Origin of the sequence: Streptomyces ovatisporus (assembly GCF_042653885.1) — a bacterium.
Lineage (GTDB): Bacteria > Actinomycetota > Actinomycetes > Streptomycetales > Streptomycetaceae > Streptomyces > Streptomyces ovatisporus.
The window spans coordinates 141,799-159,572 of sequence record NZ_JBHSFH010000004.1 but is presented as its reverse complement, the minus strand read 5'-3'; the positions used below and the strand labels follow the sequence as shown (position 1 = coordinate 159,572).

At 71.1% G+C, this 17,774-nt stretch carries 13 protein-coding genes; 3 read left to right on the top strand and 10 right to left on the bottom strand.

Annotation, left to right across the window (positions count from 1 at the left end):
- The first annotated feature begins 111 nt into the window (after positions 1 to 111).
- Together ACFPA8_RS05565 and ACFPA8_RS05560 are read left to right on the top strand one after the other, a co-directional pair.
- A complete protein-coding gene (locus ACFPA8_RS05565) occupies positions 112 to 1,221 on the top strand; it encodes a ThiF family adenylyltransferase (protein ID WP_386443175.1) in 1,110 nt (369 codons plus the stop codon).
- Positions 1,222 to 1,275: 54 nt separating this feature from the next.
- Complete coding sequence (locus ACFPA8_RS05560; protein ID WP_386443172.1) at positions 1,276 to 2,658, top strand: ABC1 kinase family protein; 1,383 nt, start codon at positions 1,276 to 1,278, stop codon at positions 2,656 to 2,658.
- A gap of 105 nt (positions 2,659 to 2,763) precedes the next feature.
- Here the strand turns inward: ACFPA8_RS05560 and ACFPA8_RS05555 are convergent, their stop codons facing one another.
- From ACFPA8_RS05555 to ACFPA8_RS05535, 5 genes are all read right to left on the bottom strand, one after another.
- Entirely contained in the window at positions 2,764 to 2,961 is a 198-nt protein-coding gene (locus ACFPA8_RS05555) for a hypothetical protein (RefSeq protein ID WP_386443170.1), read from the bottom strand.
- A 64-nt stretch (positions 2,962 to 3,025) separates the two neighbouring features.
- Entirely contained in the window at positions 3,026 to 3,349 is a 324-nt protein-coding gene (locus ACFPA8_RS05550) for a hypothetical protein (RefSeq protein WP_386443167.1), read from the bottom strand.
- The gene (locus tag ACFPA8_RS05545) at positions 3,346 to 3,711 is read right to left on the bottom strand and encodes a WhiB family transcriptional regulator (protein WP_386443165.1); all 366 of its coding nucleotides are present in this window, start codon (positions 3,709 to 3,711) and stop codon (positions 3,346 to 3,348) included. The genes ACFPA8_RS05550 and ACFPA8_RS05545 overlap by 4 nt, the downstream gene beginning before the upstream one ends.
- Before the next feature lie 133 nt (positions 3,712 to 3,844).
- Positions 3,845 to 4,120, bottom strand: coding sequence for a hypothetical protein (locus ACFPA8_RS05540; RefSeq protein WP_386443162.1), 276 nt, complete (start codon positions 4,118 to 4,120; stop codon positions 3,845 to 3,847).
- A gap of 274 nt (positions 4,121 to 4,394) precedes the next feature.
- The gene (locus ACFPA8_RS05535) at positions 4,395 to 6,638 is read right to left on the bottom strand and encodes an ATP-dependent DNA helicase UvrD2 (RefSeq protein WP_386443159.1); all 2,244 of its coding nucleotides are present in this window, start codon (positions 6,636 to 6,638) and stop codon (positions 4,395 to 4,397) included.
- A gap of 199 nt (positions 6,639 to 6,837) precedes the next feature.
- On the opposite strand from ACFPA8_RS05535, the gene ACFPA8_RS05530 reads away from it, so the two are divergent.
- Positions 6,838 to 7,077, top strand: coding sequence for a mycoredoxin (locus tag ACFPA8_RS05530; RefSeq protein ID WP_386443157.1), 240 nt, complete (start codon positions 6,838 to 6,840; stop codon positions 7,075 to 7,077).
- A gap of 97 nt (positions 7,078 to 7,174) precedes the next feature.
- Here ACFPA8_RS05530 and nudC read toward each other — a convergent pair whose 3' ends face one another.
- The 5 genes from nudC to ACFPA8_RS05505 all read right to left on the bottom strand — a co-directional run bounded on the left by nudC (position 7,175) and on the right by ACFPA8_RS05505 (position 17,654).
- On the bottom strand, positions 7,175 to 8,131 hold the full coding sequence (gene nudC / locus ACFPA8_RS05525; protein ID WP_386443154.1) for an NAD(+) diphosphatase: 957 nt from the start codon (positions 8,129 to 8,131) through the stop codon (positions 7,175 to 7,177).
- Between the two features lie 112 nt (positions 8,132 to 8,243).
- Complete coding sequence (locus ACFPA8_RS05520) at positions 8,244 to 9,767, bottom strand: dipeptidase (protein ID WP_386443151.1); 1,524 nt, start codon at positions 9,765 to 9,767, stop codon at positions 8,244 to 8,246.
- A gap of 73 nt (positions 9,768 to 9,840) precedes the next feature.
- Entirely contained in the window at positions 9,841 to 13,296 is a 3,456-nt protein-coding gene (locus tag ACFPA8_RS05515) for a UvrD-helicase domain-containing protein (RefSeq protein ID WP_386443148.1), read from the bottom strand.
- A gap of 210 nt (positions 13,297 to 13,506) precedes the next feature.
- Positions 13,507 to 17,097 (bottom strand): ATP-dependent helicase, encoded by a 3,591-nt coding sequence (locus tag ACFPA8_RS05510; RefSeq protein ID WP_386444622.1) that lies wholly within the window; start codon positions 17,095 to 17,097, stop codon positions 13,507 to 13,509.
- 173 nt (positions 17,098 to 17,270) lie between these two features.
- Positions 17,271 to 17,654, bottom strand: coding sequence for an MGMT family protein (locus ACFPA8_RS05505; protein ID WP_386443145.1), 384 nt, complete (start codon positions 17,652 to 17,654; stop codon positions 17,271 to 17,273).
- Positions 17,655 to 17,774 lie beyond the last annotated feature (120 nt).

Here is a 17,774-nt window from a genome sequence, read left to right as displayed (position 1 = left end):
CTACTTCCCGAGCCTGTGGATAACTTCCGGCGGCCTCTGGTCCCGTAACCGCATTCTGTCCCCGGCGGCAGAGAGCCAGGACTGGACGGCACAGCACGGAACGGGAAACGCATGCATCCGATGATCAAGCCCGCACTGCGGCGGGCCTGGCGTGACAGGCAGACGGTGCAGTACGGCGCGGCGCCTGCACACGCCGTACTGCTGGGGCCGGTGGACGACACGACCGCGGGCTTCATGGAGCTGATGGACGGGACGCGAAGTCTCGTCCAGCTGCGGGAAGAGGCCGCCCGGCTTGGCCTCTCCCCCACGACGGCGGACCGGCTGGTGGAGAGGCTCTCCTCGGCCGGAGTGCTCGACGACGCCACCGCGGACCGGCAGGCCGCGGCACGTGTGAGCGAGGGCTTGCGGCCCGACCTGGGGTCACTGTCCGTGGTGCACCGGGAGCCGGGCGGTGGGCTGCGCCGACTCGTGGCCCGGAGGGAGAAGTGCGTCCAGGTGCGGGGAGCGGGGCGGGTCGGGGCGCTGGTCGCATCGACGCTGTCAGCTGCCGGGGTGGGCGAGGTCGACGTCGTGGACGGGGGTCACGTGGAACCGTGGGACGCCATGCCGGGCGGCATCGCGGCGGACGCGGTCGGGGAACGCCGTGATGCCGCTGCCCGAAAGGCGGTCAGCAGGGTGAGGCCCTGGCGCTCCCGGGCACGCGCCCGTGTCCGGGGGGCGATCGGCCTGGTGGTGATGACGCCGCGCGACGGCCTGGACGCCTACGCCCCGGATCCGGCGGCCTCGGAAGGGTTCGTCCAGGCAGGGACACCGCATCTGTACGGCGGAGTGGTGGAGAGCACAGGGGTTGTGGGGCCGCTGGTCCTCCCGGGGGTCTCTCCCTGCGCGGGATGCCTCCTGCGTGGACGGGCCGAGCGTGAACCGAGCTGGCCGCTGGTCGTGGGGCAGTGGCGAACGTCGGGGAGACGGCGGGCGGGGGTTCCTGCGTGCGATGTCACGCTGGCGACGATGGTCGCGGGGGCCATCGCCTCCTACGCGCTGAGTCATCTGGACGGCGACGGCGATTGCGCGGCGGGCTACAGGGTGCGCTTCTCCATGCCGCATCTGACCGGTGACACCGAACAGTTCTCAGCTCATCCTGGGTGTCCGTGCGGTGCCGCTTTGGTGACAGCGGAACGCCCACCCTCGGCGGGAGTCCTGGAAGAGGCCACAATGGCCTGATGGCCGCCGTCCTCGGTGCTGTCCGGTAGAGCCGTCTGGAAGTTGGAGGGGCCCATGTCCGATCTCCCCCGCAAGGCAGTCACGCGTACCGCGAAGCTGGCTGCACTGCCTCTGGGGTTCGCAGGCCGCTCCGCCTGGGGACTGGGCAAGCGCATCGGCGGCCTGTCAGCCGATCTGGTGGGCCACGACCTCCAACAGCGAACGGCAGAGCAGCTGTTCAAGGTGCTGGGTGAGCTGAAGGGGGGCGCCATGAAGTTCGGGCAGGCGCTCTCCGTCTTCGAATCGGCGCTTCCGGAGGAGATCGCCGGGCCATACCGGGCGACGCTGACCAAGCTCCAGGAAGCCGCCCCGCCGATGCCGACCCGTACCGTGCACCAGGTGCTCACCGAGCGGATGGGCGAGGACTGGCGGGACCTCTTCGAGGAGTTCGAGGACAAGCCCTCGGCAGCGGCATCGATCGGCCAGGTCCATCGAGGCGTCTGGCATGACGGACGTGAAGTCGCAGTGAAGGTGCAGTATCCAGGCGCCGGTGAGGCACTGATCTCGGATCTCACCCAGCTCGGAAGGTTCGCCCTGCTGCTGGGCCCCCTCATACCAGGGATGGACATCAAGCCCCTGATCTCCGAACTGCGCGACAGGGTCAGCGAAGAGCTTGACTACTGCCTGGAGTCCGAGGCTCAGAGGACCTACGCGGAGGAGTTCGCGGATGATCCGGATGTCGTGATCCCAGACGTGGTGCACCAGTGCGAGCAGGTGCTGGTCACCGAGTGGATGGACGGGGTCCCGCTGGCCGAGGTGATAGCCGAGGGCTCCCAGGACGAACGGGACCGGGCGGGGCAGCTTCTGGCCCGCTTCCTCTGCTCCGGCACAGCTCGTACCGGACTGCTGCACGCCGACCCCCATCCCGGTAACTTCCGGCTGATACCCGGGGACGGGTCGGAGGACGGCACCGGCCAGTGGCGGCTGGGGGTGATGGACTTCGGCACCGTGGACAGGCTTCCGGAGGGGCTGCCGCCCGTGATCGGCACGGCGCTGCGCATGGTCATCGAGGGCGAGGCCGAGGCCGTCTACGAACTTCTGCGCGCGGAAGGGTTCGTCAAGGACTCCATCGAGCTGGAACCGGCCGAAGTACTGGACTACTTGGTCCCCGTCATCGAACCGGCGCGGGCGGAGGCCTTCCGTTTCGACCGGAGCTGGATGCGCGAGCAGGCCGCGCGCATCGCCGATCCGCGCTCGCCCGCCCACCAGTTGGGCAAGCAGCTCAATCTGCCGCCCTCGTATCTGCTCCTGCACCGGGTGACGCTGAGCACTATCGGCGTGCTGTGCCAGCTCGGGGCGTCGGTGCGGATGCGGGAGGAGATGGAAGCCTGGGTACCCGGCTTCGCCGGTGAGGACGGGGACGAGGACCTCCTCCCCACGGAGGGGCAACCTGCGTGATCGGCGGCACCTGCGGGGGTACTGCGCGTCGAGCCGTTGGTGGCCGGCCACCAACGGGCCGAGCTGCTGGATGTCGGGCAGTAGCAGCGGAAGGCGGCGGACTGCTCACCACCAGGACGAATCGAGACGCCCCTCGATGGCTCTGATGTTCTCGCGCGCGCAGTTCTCGCAGAAGTAGCGGGCCTCGCCCTTCTCATGGGAGCTCACCCAGCTCACAGGGACAGGGACCTCCCGGGCGGCCTTTCCGCAACCGGTGCAGGAGGTCTCTCGCGCCTCTCCCGCGTTGCTCTTCTCGTCGTCCATTCTTCGAAAGTTATCGCCGTGCAAAGCCGAGAGCCGGGGCATGACGCCCCGGCTCTCCGCTGATTCACTGCATGACCGCCATGGCGATCGCCCGGCGGGCGCGCATGGAGGCACGTTCGGCGCGGCGCTGAAGGCGACGGGCCGACGTGACGCGCAGGGCCCTGCGTTGCGACTCGGCCTCGTGCAGGCGGTCGTTCATATGGGCTCGGGCCAGGGATTCCGGCATGAGTTGCATTTCTCGGTTCCTGTTCTGACGCGAGGACTTCGCGTCGATTCCGGATCGGTCGGGAGTCTCGGAGGTGGGTGTCATCGTCGGGTCCTGCTTCGGAAGGTGACGCAGCTGCGGATCGCGCGTCATCGGGCGGTCGATCGTGCCGGCGGTCGTCATGCCGTGACCGGGTTCTTACGCGGGCGGCCACGCGGACGCTTCCTGGGAACGACCACGCCCTGGATGAACAGTTCGCCACCCCAGACGCCCCACGGCTCACGGCGGTCCTTTGCGCCGGCGAGGCAGGCCTCGCGCAGCGGGCAGGTCTGGCAGAGCGTCTTCGCGTACTCCACGTCGGCCGGAGCCTCGGCGAAGAAGACCTCGGGGTCGTAGGAACGGCAGGGCACGGTGACGTCGAGGCGCTCGATGGCGTCGTCGAGCTGGGTGAGCGTGATCAGCGGGGCGGGCACAGGGTCCTCCGTGGTGGCGTCAGGCGGCATCAGGTCTGTCGTGGGTGACGGGGTGTGCGTGTCGGGGTGCACTGCCGGAATTCCTCGTCTGTCGATGTCTGTTGTCTTGTCGGCCCGGCTGGTGGCCGGACGGGGGCAAACAGAAGGGCCGCGGATCCCGGTGTGGGTTCCGCGGCCCTGGAAGGTGCCGACCTGATCTTGCCGATCAGGCTGGATCTCTCCAGGGTTCGAGCCCACGGAAGGCCCACATCGGGTTGTGCTTCGGCTTCTCGTTGCGGATGCCTGCATCAGCGGCGGCGAACGTGAGGGCGTAGGTCGCTTCCTGTGCCACTGCTGCCGCTACCGCGACCCCCTTGGCCTGTCGCACGCCGCCGCTGGGAACGACGCGGGACACACCGGTGCCGTTGAGCCGGGAGCCGAGCAGGCATGAGGCGACGACCGAGCGGTCGGTCATCTGGTTGGTGGTGATGAAGCTGATCACTGGGCTCGCCTCCTCTCGGCGACTCGGGGGATCAACCGAAGCAGATCCGCAAACGTGCAGGAGTCAGTACAGCATGGATGGGGTGGGGCGAAAAGCCCCCGCCCTGTCCACGTCCGGAAGGCTATGGTGCTCCGGACAGCGCGCGCAAACTATTTTTCCGCCCTCTCCTGAAAACCTTCCGGAGCAGGTGCAGGACTCCGTCGGAGCAGGGCGCGCGGCCCCGCTGAAGCTGAGGGCCCGGTTCGGGGCCGGGCGGTTCCGCGGGACCCGGCGATCAGGGCACGGACGGTTCATCCTCCGAATCGTCGGTGTTCTCACTGCCCAACTGCTCGCCCGCGCACAGCGCGAGGACATCAGCACCGAACCGCTCCAGCTTGCGTGCCCCCACTCCGGAGATCCGTGCCAGCGCGGCCTCCCCGTCGGGCACCGTCTCCGCGATCGCCAGGAGCGTCTTGTCGGTGAAGACGCAGTACGCGGGCTGCCCCAACTGCTTCGCCTGCTCGGAACGCCACTCGCGCAGCCGCTCGTAGAGCTGCTCGTCGAGGTCGGACGGGCAGTCTTCACACCGCATCAGTTTCATCTCGCCCGGGTCCGTCAGCGAACGTCCGCAGACCCGGCACTGAACAGGTCCGCGGCGCTTGCGCGTCCGGCTGCCCTCGCTCCGCCCACGGTCGACGCCGCCGCGGCCGCCGGCGGTACGTGCGCCCGTCGCGGTCGTTCCGGGGCGCAGCCCGTTGAGGAACCGGCTCGGCCTCCGGCCGCCGCGGCCTCCCGGCGAGCGCGAGAGCGCCCACGAGAGAGTCAGATGGCGACGTGCCCTGGTGACGCCGACGTAGAGCAGACGGCGCTCCTCCTCGACCTGCACGTCCGTCTTGGCGTGGGTGATCGGCATCATGCCCTCCGTCAGCCCGACCAGGAACACCGCGTCCCATTCGAGGCCCTTGGCGGAGTGGAGGGAGGCGAGGGTGACGCCTTCGACCGTCGGGGCGTGCTGGGCGTTGGCCCTCTCGTCCAGTTCCGTCACGAAGTCGCCCAGTGCCGGGGGCTCCTTGCCCGCCGCGGAACGGGCCGCCGTGAGGGACTCGGCCAGCCGGACGAGGGCCGCCAGGGACTCCCAGCGGTCGCGCACAGCTCCGGAGCCGGCCGGGGGGTCCGGAGTCCAGCCGTTGCCGCTGAGGACGGCGCGTACCTGTGAGGGAAGGTCCACGGCGCCGTCGAGGAGGGTGTCGTTCTCCCCGAAACGTGCGGCGCTGCGCAGCGCCACGCCTGCCTCACGGACCTCCGGACGCTCGAAGAACCGCTCGGCGCCCCGGAGTTGGTACGGCACATCGGCGTCGACCAGTGCCTGCTCGTAGATCTCCGACTGGGCGTTGATGCGGTAGAGCACGGCGATCTCGCTGGCCGGAACACCCGAGTCGATCAGCTCGCGGATGCGTTTGGCGGTGCCCTCGGCCTCGGACGGCTCGTCCGCGTACTCCACGTACGCCGGTTCGGGGCCGGCCTCCCGCTGCGAGACCAGCTCCAGGCGGTGCTCGGCGGCGCGGCCGGTCGCCTGGGAGAGCAGGCCGTTGGCCAGGTGGACGACTTGCGGCGTGGAGCGGTAGTCCCGCACGAGTTTGACGACGGTGGAGTCCGGATGCCGGGTGCGGAAGTTGAGCAAGTGGTCCGGGGTGGCGCCCGTGAAGGAGTAGATCGTCTGGCTCGCGTCCCCCACGACGCACAGGTTCTGCCGGTCCCCCACCCACAGCTCCAGCAGCCGCTGCTGGAGCGGACTGACGTCCTGGTACTCGTCGACCACGAAGTGCTGGTACTGCCCGCGGACGGTCTCCGCGATGTCGGGACGGTCCTGCAGCACACCGACCGTCAGCAGCAGCACGTCCTCGAAGTCGATGACCGAGCGGTCACGCTTGAGCTGTTCGTACATGCCGAAGACGCGGGCGGTCTCCGCCGGGTCGCGCGGGGGCACCCGGCTCGCCTTGGCCACCACGGCCGGGTAGTCCTCCGGCACCGTCTGCGTCACCTTCGACCACTCGATCTCCCCGGTGAGATCCCGCAGTTCGTTCCGGTCGAGGCGCAGGCGGCAGCGCGCCGCCGCCTCGGCGACGAGCTGGACCTTGCGCTCCAGCAGCCGGGGCAGTTCGCCCCCGACCGCCCGCGGCCAGAAGAACTGGAGCTGCCGCAGTGCCGCCGAGTGGAACGTACGCGCCTGGACGCCGCTCGCCCCCAGCTGGCGCAGCCTTCCCCGCATCTCCCCCGCGGCACGGCTGGTGAAGGTGACCGCGAGCACGCCGGCCGGAGGCAGGATGCCCGCGCGCACGCCGTAGGCGATGCGATGGGTGATGGCGCGGGTCTTGCCGGTGCCCGCACCGGCGAGCACACAGACCGGACCGTGAAGTGCCGTGGCCACTTCGCGCTGCTCCGGATCGAGCCCCTCCAGCACCGCGTCTGCGTCACGAGGGGGCGCGTACGCGTCCGGATCGGGCTGGGAGAACAGGGTGGGGTCCGTTGCTGCTGTCACCCCGCCATGCTGCCAGGTGGTCCGGAAGGCCGTGACGCTTGTCCACAGCTGAAGTCGTATCGTCCTACGGACTCTTGCACCGGCCGTCCGTGGGGAGGCACCCCGGACCGCCGTACGGGCAGTCCGGCGACCCGGGAATGGTCCGGTTCGCTCGTACGTTCCCTCAGGCACCAACGGACACGAAGGAGCGCGAAGACCCATGGCGGGAAACGTGACGATGTACAGCACCACATGGTGCGGCTACTGCCGTCGGCTGAAAGGCCAGATGGACCGCGCGGGGATCGCGTACACCGAGATCAACATCGAGCACGATCCGGAGTCGGCGGACTTCGTGGAGAAGGCCAACGGCGGCAACCAGACCGTGCCGACCCTGCTCTTCCCCGACGGGACGACGCTCACCAACCCGTCGCTCGCACAGGTGCAGGCCGCCCTGGGCTGAGGAAACCGCGGCGCCGGCCGGGCGCCCCGCTCCCGCGGCACCGAAGCCCCGCCCTCGCGGCGGGGCCTTCGTGCACCTGGACGTGTGCTCGCCCCGCTCAGTGCTTCCGCTCGGGCCTCGGCAGCGGACCCCCGTACCAGAGCTCCACCAGGCGCGCGGCGATGGAGATGCCGGCCGGGGGCAGCACCTCTCCGGTGCGGATCGCCTCCCTGATGTCCTCGCGGGAGAACCACCGGGCCTCCTCGATCTCGTCGCCGTCCACCCGGATCTCCGGTGAGGTGGCACGCGCCATGAAGCCCAGCATGAGGCTGGCCGGGAAGGGCCAGGGCTGGCTGGCCACGTACTCCACCTCGCCGACCGCGACGCCCGCCTCCTCGCCGACCTCACGGACGACCGCGGCCTCCAGCGACTCACCGGGTTCCACGAACCCGGCGAGCGTGGAGAAGCGTCCCTCCGGCCAGTGGATCTGCCGCCCCAGCAGGGCACGGTCCTTGTCGTCCGTCACCAGCATGATCACGGCCGGGTCGGTGCGCGGATAGTGCTCGGCTCCGCAGGCCGGGCAGCGGCGCAGATGTCCGGCCGCCGCGATGACCGTACGTTCGCCGCAGCGGGAGCAGAAGCGGTGTGTGCGCTGCCAGTTCTCCAACCCCACGGCGTGCGCCATCAGTTCGGCGTCACGCGGCGAGAGGAGTACGCCCGCTTCGCGAAGCCCGGCGGGGCGCGCGATGTCGTCCATGCGCCCCGGCAACACGTCCTTCTGGAGGGCGAAGTAGCGGACGCCGTCCTCGTCGATGCCCAGGAAGTAGCGGTGGGCCTCGGTGAAGGGGGCGTCGAACGACGGCATCATCACCAGTTCCGTGCGGCCCGCGCCGTCGTCCTCGATCAGCGCCTGGCCGTCGGAGACCACGAAGACCCGTGTCGTCGGGTGGCTCCATGCCGCCGCCAGCCAGGCCTCGTCCATCCGCTGGTTCGCGGCGCGGTCGATGCCGCCGGTGGCGGTCAGGGTGATGGGGCAGGTGTCGGTGGCGCTGCGGCGGTCGGTCGAGGTGGTCACGTGGGCTTCCTGCTCCTCCTGCGAGTGATGCTCGTTGCGTGGGGCTACGGGGTGCTGTGCGTGTGCGACGGCGGAGCGCACGTGGGCCGGTCGCGGCGGGTGCGGGCCGGCGTCATCCGGCATTGTCCTGCTCGCTCCGGGCCCGGCTCTGTGACGGGCTGTGTGACGGGCGCTGTGACGGGCGCTGCGCCTGCTCGGCCGCCTGCCTGGGCGTGTGGCTCTGCGTGCTCCGGGGGCTCCAGTTCTCAGCGAGGTCCGACCAGAGACAGGCCGCGGCCTCGGCCCCCGTCATCAGGAGGTCGAGCTCGACCTTCTCGTCGGGAGCGTGCCAGCCGTCCGAAGGGACGGAGATGCCCAGGAAGAGCACCGGCACCCCCAGCACGTCCTGCACGTCGGCCGCAGGGCCGGAGCCGCCCTCACGTGTGAAGCGGACCTGCGTTCCGAACGCCCGCTCCATCGACCGCACGACTGCCTGCAGCGCGGGATGGCCGAGGGGCGTGAGACACGGGCGTGTGGCACCCCAGAACGTGATCTCGTGCCGGATGCCGGCGGGCAGGCTCCGCGACACCCAGTCGCGGACCGACTGCTGGACCTTCTCCGCGTCCTGGCCCGCGACGAGCCGGAAGGAGAGCTTCAGTTGGGCGCTCGACGGGATGACGGTCTTGCCGCCGGGGCCCTGGTACCCGCCGCCGATGCCGTTGACCTCGGCTGTCGGGCGGGCCCAGATCCTCTCCAGGGTGGTGTAGCCGCGCTCGCCCAGGGTGGCGTAGGAGTGCGCCGTACGGAGCCAGGTGTCCTCGTCGAACGGAAGCTCGGCGAAGAGCTGCCGCTCTTCCTCGGAGAGTTCGACGACGCCGTCGTAAAAACCGGGAAGCGTGACGCGGTGGTCCTCGTCGTGCAGACGCGCCGCCAGCCGGGCGGCCTCCGTGGCCGGGTTGGGCACTGCACCGCCGAACGAGCCGGAGTGGATGTCCTGGTCAGGTCCGTACAGGTCGATCTGGCAGTCGGTCAGCCCCCGCATGCCGGTGCACACGGTCGGCGTCTGCGCAGACCACATGCCGGTGTCGGAGACGATCGCGGCGTCGCAGGCGAGACGGCCGGCCTTCTCCCGGACCAGGTCGGGGAAGTGCGGTGAGCCGGACTCCTCCTCGCCCTCGATGAGCAGTTTCAGGTTGACGGCGGGGGCGGCGCGGCCAGTCGCGGCGAGGTGCGCCCGTACGCCCAGTGTGTGCAGGAAGACCTGTCCCTTGTCGTCGGCGGCGCCCCGCGCGTACAGACGGCCGTCGCGTACCTCCGGAACGAAGGGCTCCGAGTGCCATCCGTCCGTCAGGACCGCGGGCTGCACGTCGTGATGTCCGTAGACGAGGACGGTGGGGGCTTCGGGGTCGCCCGACGGCCACTCCGCGAACACGGCCGGCGCACCCGGCGTCTCCCAGATCTCCGCGACCGGGAATCCCGTCGCGGTGAGCTTCCCCGCAAGCCAGGCGGCGCTGCGCGTGAGGTCGTCCGCGTGCGCCGGGTCGGCGGACACGGACGGAATGCGCAGCCAGTCCACGAGGTCGTCGAGGAAGGCGGCACGACACTCTTCGATGCAGGCCCGGACGGCGTCGTCCGGAGCTGCCGGGCTGCTGCTCATGCCGGGCAGCCTATCCGGCATTCGGGCGACCATCCGCATCGCGTACGGGGGCGCTACCGAGCGCCGTGCCTGCTCACCCCGGGCCCCTCGCGCCTGCCTGTGCGTCCGTACCCGTTGGTCTCGCTCCGTCCCTCGGGGGGCGGGGGCCCGTGGCGCTCTCCGTCTCGGGTGACGGCTGTTCTTCCCCCGTACCGGCCGCTGTGCCCTCGCCGAGGTCCTCGGTGCTCCCGTCGCCGCTCAGGACACGTTCCAGGCCCGAGCGGTCCAGGAGTCCGGCGGGGCGCACCAGTTCGCCACTGCGGACGTAGAGGAATCCCGCGGAGACGGAAGCGAGCGGCACTCCGGCCTTCTCGGCCCACGCGAGGCGGTAGACGGACAGCTGCAGGGGATCAGCGGCGCGGGACCTGCCGGTCTTCCAGTCGACGATTTCGTACGTCTCCGTGCCGTCGGGGCCGACCTCTCGGTAGACGGCGTCCATGCGTCCACGGATCACGCGCCCCGCGAGTTCCAGCTGGAAGGGCTCCTCGACGCGGTACGGAGAGCGGTGGGCGTACGGCGAGCGCCGGAAGGCCTCCTTCAGAGCTGCCAGATCCCGCTCGTCCGCGATCTCGGGCGGCTGGACGCCGTCGTCCTCGCCGCCGGGCAACTCGTCGGGTCCGAGCATCGGAAGCGTCAATTCCTCGAACCGGGACTCCACCCAGGCGTGGAAGCGCACGCCCCGGCGGGCGGCAGCGGGCTCGGGCGGACGGGGCATGGGACGCGCCAGCTCCCGCGCGAACCCGTCGGGGTCGGCCGCCATGCGCATCAGCTGGGACGCGGTGAGGGAGGCGGGCAGCGGGACGTCCCGCTCGGTGCGGCGGGAGCGCCGCAACTCCCCTTCCAGCGCTTCCAGGTCACGGTCCCAGGAGACGGCGAGCCTGGCCTCCTCCGGGGTGAGATCCGGCGTGAGATCCGGCGTGAGATCCGGGGTTGCGGTCTCCGCATCCCCACTGCCGCGGCCTTCGTCCAGGTGTGCGCGAACCGCGTCCGCCGCCGCACGCCGCCGCGCCATGGCCTCCGCGTCCAGCGGCATCGGCCAGGCGCGTTCGTCTGCCGCGGCCGCGAGCAGAGGGTTGTCCGCGTCGTCTGCGGGAGCGTCCGCCCAGCGCTCGACCTCACCGTGTGAGGGGTCGGCGTCGCAGTGCTCCCGCAGGGCCTCCAGGAAGACGGACGGGCCCCGGCGCTTCTTCTGGGCGGGTCCCCACCAGTGGCCGGAACCGAGCAGCAGGGAGCGGGGGCGAGTGAAGGTGACGTAGCCGAGGCGGAGTTCTTCGGTGGCCTGGTGGTCGCGCATCGCGGTGTCGTAGTCCCTGACGCCCTTCGCGTTCCACTCCGCCACGTCCGGCAGCGTCGACGCGTCACCGCGCAGGGCGTGCGGCAGGACTCGCGGTCTGCGGAGCCATGACTCGCGGGGCTGTTCACTCGGGAACTGCTTCGCCACGAGTCCCGGCACTGCGACGACGTCCCACTCCAGCCCTTTCGCCTTGTGGGCGGTGAGGACCTTCACGGTGTTCTCACCGCCGGGCAGCGAACTGTCGAGGCCTTTCTCGTACTGCGCAGCGGTACGCAGGAACCCGAGGAACGCCAGCAGTGTCGCTTCACCGTCGACTGCCGCGAAGCCCGCGGCGACGTCGAGGAAGTTGCCGAGGGTCTCGCGGCGGCGGGCAGCCAACGCGTGCGGCGACGCGGACAGTTCGACCTCCAGGCCGGTCGCCGTCAGCACCCTGTGCAGTACGTCCATCAGCGGGTCGGCCAGGGAGCGCCGCAGGTCGCGTATCTCGGCGGCCAGCCTGGCGAACCGCATACGTGCCGCTGCCGAGAAGGGGAGGTCGTCCTCGTACCCGTCCGACTCCAGGAAGGTCTCCAGGGCGTCGGCGAGCGAGACGACCTCTGCGGGGTCGGTGCCTTCCACTGCGGCGGCCAGCCGGCCGGCCGGGTCGTCGTCCTGGTGGTGCGCATGCTGTACGAGCAGTCGGGCACGCCGCCCCAGCAGCGCGAGGTCTCGGGGGCCGATCCGCCAGCGCGGGCCCGTCAGCAGACGGACGAGAGAGGCGTTCGCCGTCGGGTCCTGCAGAACCTCGCAGGTGGCGACGAGGTCGGCGACCTCCGGAAGGTGCAGCAGTCCGGAGAGACCGACCACCTCGACCGGGAGTTCGCGTGCCACCAGCGCACCCTGGATCTCGGCGAAGTCGGCCGCGCCGCGGCACAGTACGGCGATCTCACCGGGCGGTGTGCCCGTTCGCACGAGGTGGGCGAGCGAGTCGGCCAGCCACTCCAGTTCCTCGGTGTGCGTGGTCAGCAGGGCGCATCGCACTGTCCCGTCGCGCTCCGCTCCTGGGGCCGCACGAAGCGCCTCGACACCTTCGTGGCGTGCGCGCAGCGGCGCGGCGAGGGAGTTGGCGAGGCTGAGGAGCCGGCCGCCGCTGCGACGGTTCTCGCTGAGCGAGAAGCGCTGTGCCGGGGTGCCGTCCGCGTTCGGGAAGTGGTGCGGGAAGTCGTCGAGGTTGGCCACCGACGCGCCGCGCCAGCCGTAGATGGCCTGGCAGGGGTCTCCCACAGCGGTGACGGCATGGCCGGCACCGGCGGACGCGGCTGCGCCTCCGCTCCCCTCCCCGCTCGGGGCACCGAACAGGCCCGCGAGCAGCACGCGCTGAGCCACCGACGTGTCCTGGTACTCGTCGAGCAGTACGACCGGGAACTCCTGGCGCAGGATGCGGCCGACTTCCGGCACGTCGCGCGCCAGTGTTGCCGCCAGCGCGATCTGGTCCCCGAAGTCGAGCAGGTCGCGCTCCCGTTTGCGTGCGCGGTACTTCTCGACGAGGCCCAGCAGTTCGGCGCGGCCGAGGGCCGCCTCCGGCACCTTGCGCAGCGTGGCATTGGTGAGCGGGGCGTCGCGCAGCTGGGCCAGCAGTCCGGTGTCGTACGAACGGAGTCCGTCCGGAGCGACCAGATGCTCCGACAGCTCCGCGTCCAGCGCGAGGAGATCCTCGACGAGCGCGGAGACGGTCTTCGTGAGCGCTTCGAAGGGGCCGGGATCCGAGCGCAGGACGCCCGCCGCGAGCTGGAAGCGGGTGGCGTCCGCGAGCAGCCTGGCCCCGGGCTCGATCCCCAGACGCAGCCCGTGCTCGGTGAGGATGCGTCCCGCGAAGGCGTGGTACGTGGAGATCTGCGGTTCGCCCGGGGCGTGTTCGGGGTCGACCGGGTCGGGATCGGTGACCCCCGCGCGTACGAGCGCTCTGCGCACGCGCTCCGTCAGTTCGCCTGCCGCCTTGTTGGTGAAGGTGAGTCCCAGCACCTGCTCGGGCAGCACCTGCCCGGTGCCCACCAGCCACACGACGCGGGCTGCCATCACCGTCGTCTTGCCGGAACCCGCACCGGCCACGATCACTTGGGGAGCGGGAGCCGCCGTGATGCAGGCGAGTTGCTCCGGGGTGAAGGGAACACCGAGAAGCTCCTTGAGCTGTTCGGTGTCGCTGAGTCGTGCGGGCACGCAAGAGACGCTAACGGGCGGCACCGACAACTGCCGCGGCAGCCGTGGAAGACGGCTCCTCGGCGATGCTGCCGTCTGCCTCGCGGTTGACCTGTCGTCGACCTGCCGTCGACCTGCCGTGTCGTCAACTGCCGCAAGGATGGAGGGAGCAGGGCAAGCCGACGGCGCGGCAGCCGGCTGCTCCGCGGAGGACGGCGGCCCGACCGTCCCTCATTCGACGATCTGCCGTCCTTCGGAACGCGCCGAGCACGCACTGCGGAACGAACAGTGCGTGCAGTGCTGGCCGGGTGAGGGGGTGAAGCGTTCGTCCAGGACCCGGCCGGCAGCCGTGGCGAGCAGTTCGCCGACCCACTCCTCTCCCCCGTTCTCCTCGACGGGTTCGCCAGGGGCGCGCTGTGCCGTCGATTCGTCCTGCAAGGGGTTCTGCAGGGCCTCCTGACGCTGCACCACGGGCAGTGTGCCGCCCCCGTCGCGCTGCGTTGCGCCGAGCCGGAGATGCACCAGCTCGGCGCCGCCCGGTTCCGGACGTTCGCCGTCGAAGAGGTGGTCGGCTGCCCCTTCGCGCACGGCCAACTGGTAGACGGCGAGCTGCGGGTGGCGCGCGACCTCGGTCCCGCTGGGCTTCGTTCTGCCGGTCTTGAAGTCGACGACGTAGGCGCGCCCCGCCGCGTCGCTCTCGACCCGGTCCGCGCTGCCGCGGATGCGCACCTCGTACTCCCCCGCCTCCAGCGTGACGTCGAACCCGATCTCGGAGCCCGCAACTTGGCGTCTCCCGGACCCTTCGCCGCGCTGGGTGACATGCCAGCGGAGGAACCGCTCCAGCGCCGCCCGCGCGCTCTCCTTCTCCTGGCGCGACTTCCACGGCGCCTCGAATGCGAGCCCGTCCCACACCGTGTCCAGGCGTTCCATCAGTACGTCCAGGTCGGCCGGCGTACCTCCCGAAGCGACTTCGTCGGCCAGCACGTGCAGGACGTTGCCGAAGCCCTGCGCGGCAGTGGCGGGAGCGTCCGCCTTCACCTCTCGCGCCAGGAACCACTGCAGGGCACAGGTGTTGGCCAACTGGTCGAGCGCGCTGCCGGACAGGACGACTGGCTTGTCCCGGTCCCGCAGCGGCACTTCGGACCGCGTCGGTTCGTGAAGACCCCACCAGCGCTGCGGATGTGCTGCCGGTACGAGCGCGTAGCCCTCGTCGTCGTGCATCGCCGCGAGTCGGGCGAGGCGCTGAGCTGCGGCCTCACGCAGAGCGGACGACGCTGCGGGATCGACGGCCGTGGCCCGCAGCTCGGCGACGAGCGCGGAGACCGAAAGGGGCCGCCGGGGCCTGGCCGTGACGGACTTGGGTTCGACGCCCAACTCGCCCAGAAACCGGGAAGGCTGGTCGCCGTCGTCTGCCGGAGCACGCACCGCGGTGACGATCAGCCGCTCCCTGGCGCGCGTGGCCGCCACGTAGAACAGTCTGCGTTCCTCCGTCAGCAGCGCCCCGGGAGACAGCGGTTCGGCGAGGCCGTCGCCTCCGATGCGGTCGGCCTCCAGCAGCGAGCCCCGGCGGCGCAGATCCGGCCAGAGCCCCTCCTGGACGCCCGCGACGACGACGAGACGCCACTCCAGCCCCTTCGAGCGGTGCGCGGTCATCAGCCGTACGGCGTCGGGACGTACGGCACGGCCCGTCAGTGTGTCGGCGGCGATGTCCTGGGCGTCGATCTCCTCCAGGAAATTCAACGCGCCGCGTCCGCCGCTGCGTTCCTCTGCGCGTGCCGCGGCGGCGAACAATGCGCAGACGGCGTCCAGATCGCGGTCGGCGTTACGTCCGGAAGCGCCGTTGCGCAGAGAGGCACGTTCGAGTCGCTGGGGCCAGGGCGTGCCGTCCCACAGCAGCCACAGGGCTTCCTCGGCGGTTCCGCCGCCCGCGAGAAGCTCCCGCGCCTTACGGAGCAACAGCCCCAGACGCTGCGCGCCCCTGGCGTACGCCGGGTCGTGCGCCACGAGGCGTTCGGGCTCGGCGAGCGCTTCGGTGAGCAGCACGTCGGACGGACGCGGGATGCTCTCTCCCGCCGCCCGCTCCTCCTCCCGGAGCGCCCGCCCGAGACGGCGCAGGTCCGCCGCGTCCATCCCGCCGAGCGGCGAGGTGAGGAGCGTGAGGGCGGTCTCCGCGTCGAGCCAGTCGTCGGCTGTCGGGGCAGACGCGCGGACAGAGGCCGGACGGGTGGGCTGCGTGCTGCTGTCCCGTGCGTCCGTGCTCCTGGCCTGTCGTCCGTCCGTGCTGCTGTCCCGTCGGTCGTCCCGTCGTGCGTCTGTGCTGACGCCCAGGCGACTGTCCGGTCGTCCGATCTGCTGTGGTACATCAGGTCGTGCCGGCTCGGCGGCTGTTGACGAGATCGCAGCCCGCGCCACTGCCCGCAGAGCCGTGAGCAGGGGCGCCACCGCAGGCTCGTGACGCAGCGGCACATCGTCGCCGTCCACGTCCAGAGGAACACCGGCGGACGTCAGCGCACGGCGCACAGCGGGTATCGAACGTCCGCCCGCACGGACGAGGACCGCCATCTCGCTCCACGCGACGCCGTCTTCGAGATGGGCGCGGCGCAAGAAGTCCGCGACGTTGTCGAGTTCTGCTCCCACGGTGGGAAAGGTGTAGGTCTCCACGCTGCCCCCGGGACGCTGCGCAACCAGCCCGCGGTGGGCACGTACGGCCTCCGCCAGCAGGCGTGTCAGCGGGATGCGCGCGGTGATCTCGCGGGTGGCGGCCAGCAGCCGGCCACCGGAACGGCGGGCGGCGCGCAGTACGTGTACGGGAGCGGCCCTGCCCGAGCGCTGCCGGAAGACCTCCGGGAAGTCCAGGATGCCGTTCACATCCGCGCCGCGGAACGTGTAGATGGACTGGTCGGGATCTCCGAACGCGACCAGGTCGCGCCCACCGCCCGCCAGTGCTCGGAGCAGCCGGACCTGCGAGGGGTCGGTGTCCTGGTACTCGTCCACGTACACGGCGTCGTACCGTTCCCGCAGCTCCGCCGCGATCTCCTCCCTCTCCGCCAACAGGACGGCGCGGTGCACGAGTTCCGCGTAGTCGAGCACCCCCTGCGCGTCGAGCACGTCCAAGTACTCCGCGAGGAACGCCGCAGCCGCTGCCCAGTCGGGACGTCCGGTGCGCCGTGCGAACGTGCCGAGGGCTTCGGGACCCAGGCCCAGCTCCCTGCTCCGGGCGAGCACTGCGCGTACCTCGTCGGCGAAGCCGCGGGTGGTGAGGCAGGCACGCAGCTCGTCCGGCCAGCTGATGCGGCCCCGGCCCTCGGCTTCCAGCGCGAGCTGGCCCTCCAGCAGTTCGCGGATGTAGAGGTCCTGCTCCGGTCCGGACAGCAGGCGCAGCGGCTCGGCGAACAGGTCCGCGTCCTGGTGGGCCCGGACGAGCGCGTAGCAGTACGAGTGGAAGGTGGTCGCCTGCGGAGCTGCCGCCCGTCCGGAAGGCGGTACGGCTTCGTGATCCGTACCGGTGTCACCGGCCAGGCGCGCTGCCATACGGTCGCGTAGTTCGACCGCGGCCTTGCGGCTGAAGGTGAGGACGAGGATGCGTTCCGGGTCGCCGCCCGCCCGTACCCTCTCGGCTACGGCCTCGACGAGCGTCGTGGTCTTGCCCGTTCCGGGTCCCGCCAGCACGAGCAGGGGCCCGTCGGAATGGTCAACCACCCGGCGTTGCTGTGCGTCCAAGGCAGGAGGGTCCGAGGGCGCGGGCGGCGTGCGCACCAGGCGGTACGTACCGGGGGCCGGGGCGAGGTCACCGGGGGGTGGCCGCTGCGCGTCGGACGGGATGGAGGAGCTCACGTGGATCGCCTCGGGGAGGGTCTGTGCTGAGTGGTGCAGACGCTACGCCAGCGGGCACACGGGCCGCAGCGCGGTACTCGTGTACTCCGTACGGGTGGCTCGCTGCGGGCAGCGCGCGGGAATGGCGGAAGGTGATGACTGTGAGCAGCCGCAGGAAGTGGTCAGTCCCCGCCGTCCCACCGTGCTCTGCGCATGTCGATCCGCGGTATGTGTCCCTCGGCCGCGCGTCCCGCCTCGCGCAGCGGCGTCCCCTCGGCCCGGTAGTGCTCCAGCGCCCGCAGTTCGTGGCCCGGCAGCAGCGCCCCGTCAGCCCGTACGACACGCCACCAGGGGGCGGCCCCGCCGTAGAGCGCCATCACGCGGCCCACTTGGCGGGGCCCGCCTTCCTCCAGCCACTCGGCGACGTCACCGTAGGTCAGCACCCGGCCGGGCGGGATGCGATCCGCGGTGTCCAGGACGCGCTCTGCGTACTCGGGCAGCTCGGCCGGTGCCGACGGCCCGGACGAGTCGGGGGCGTCGGACGGCTCGGAGCGCCCGGCGGGCATCTGCTGACCCTGCCGGCCGGGCGGAGAGGAAGAGGGGCCGGGTGGTTCGCTCCCATGCATACGGGCCATGGTGCCGTACGCCACCGACAACGGCTCCCCAGCAGGCCGTGCTGTTCGCCG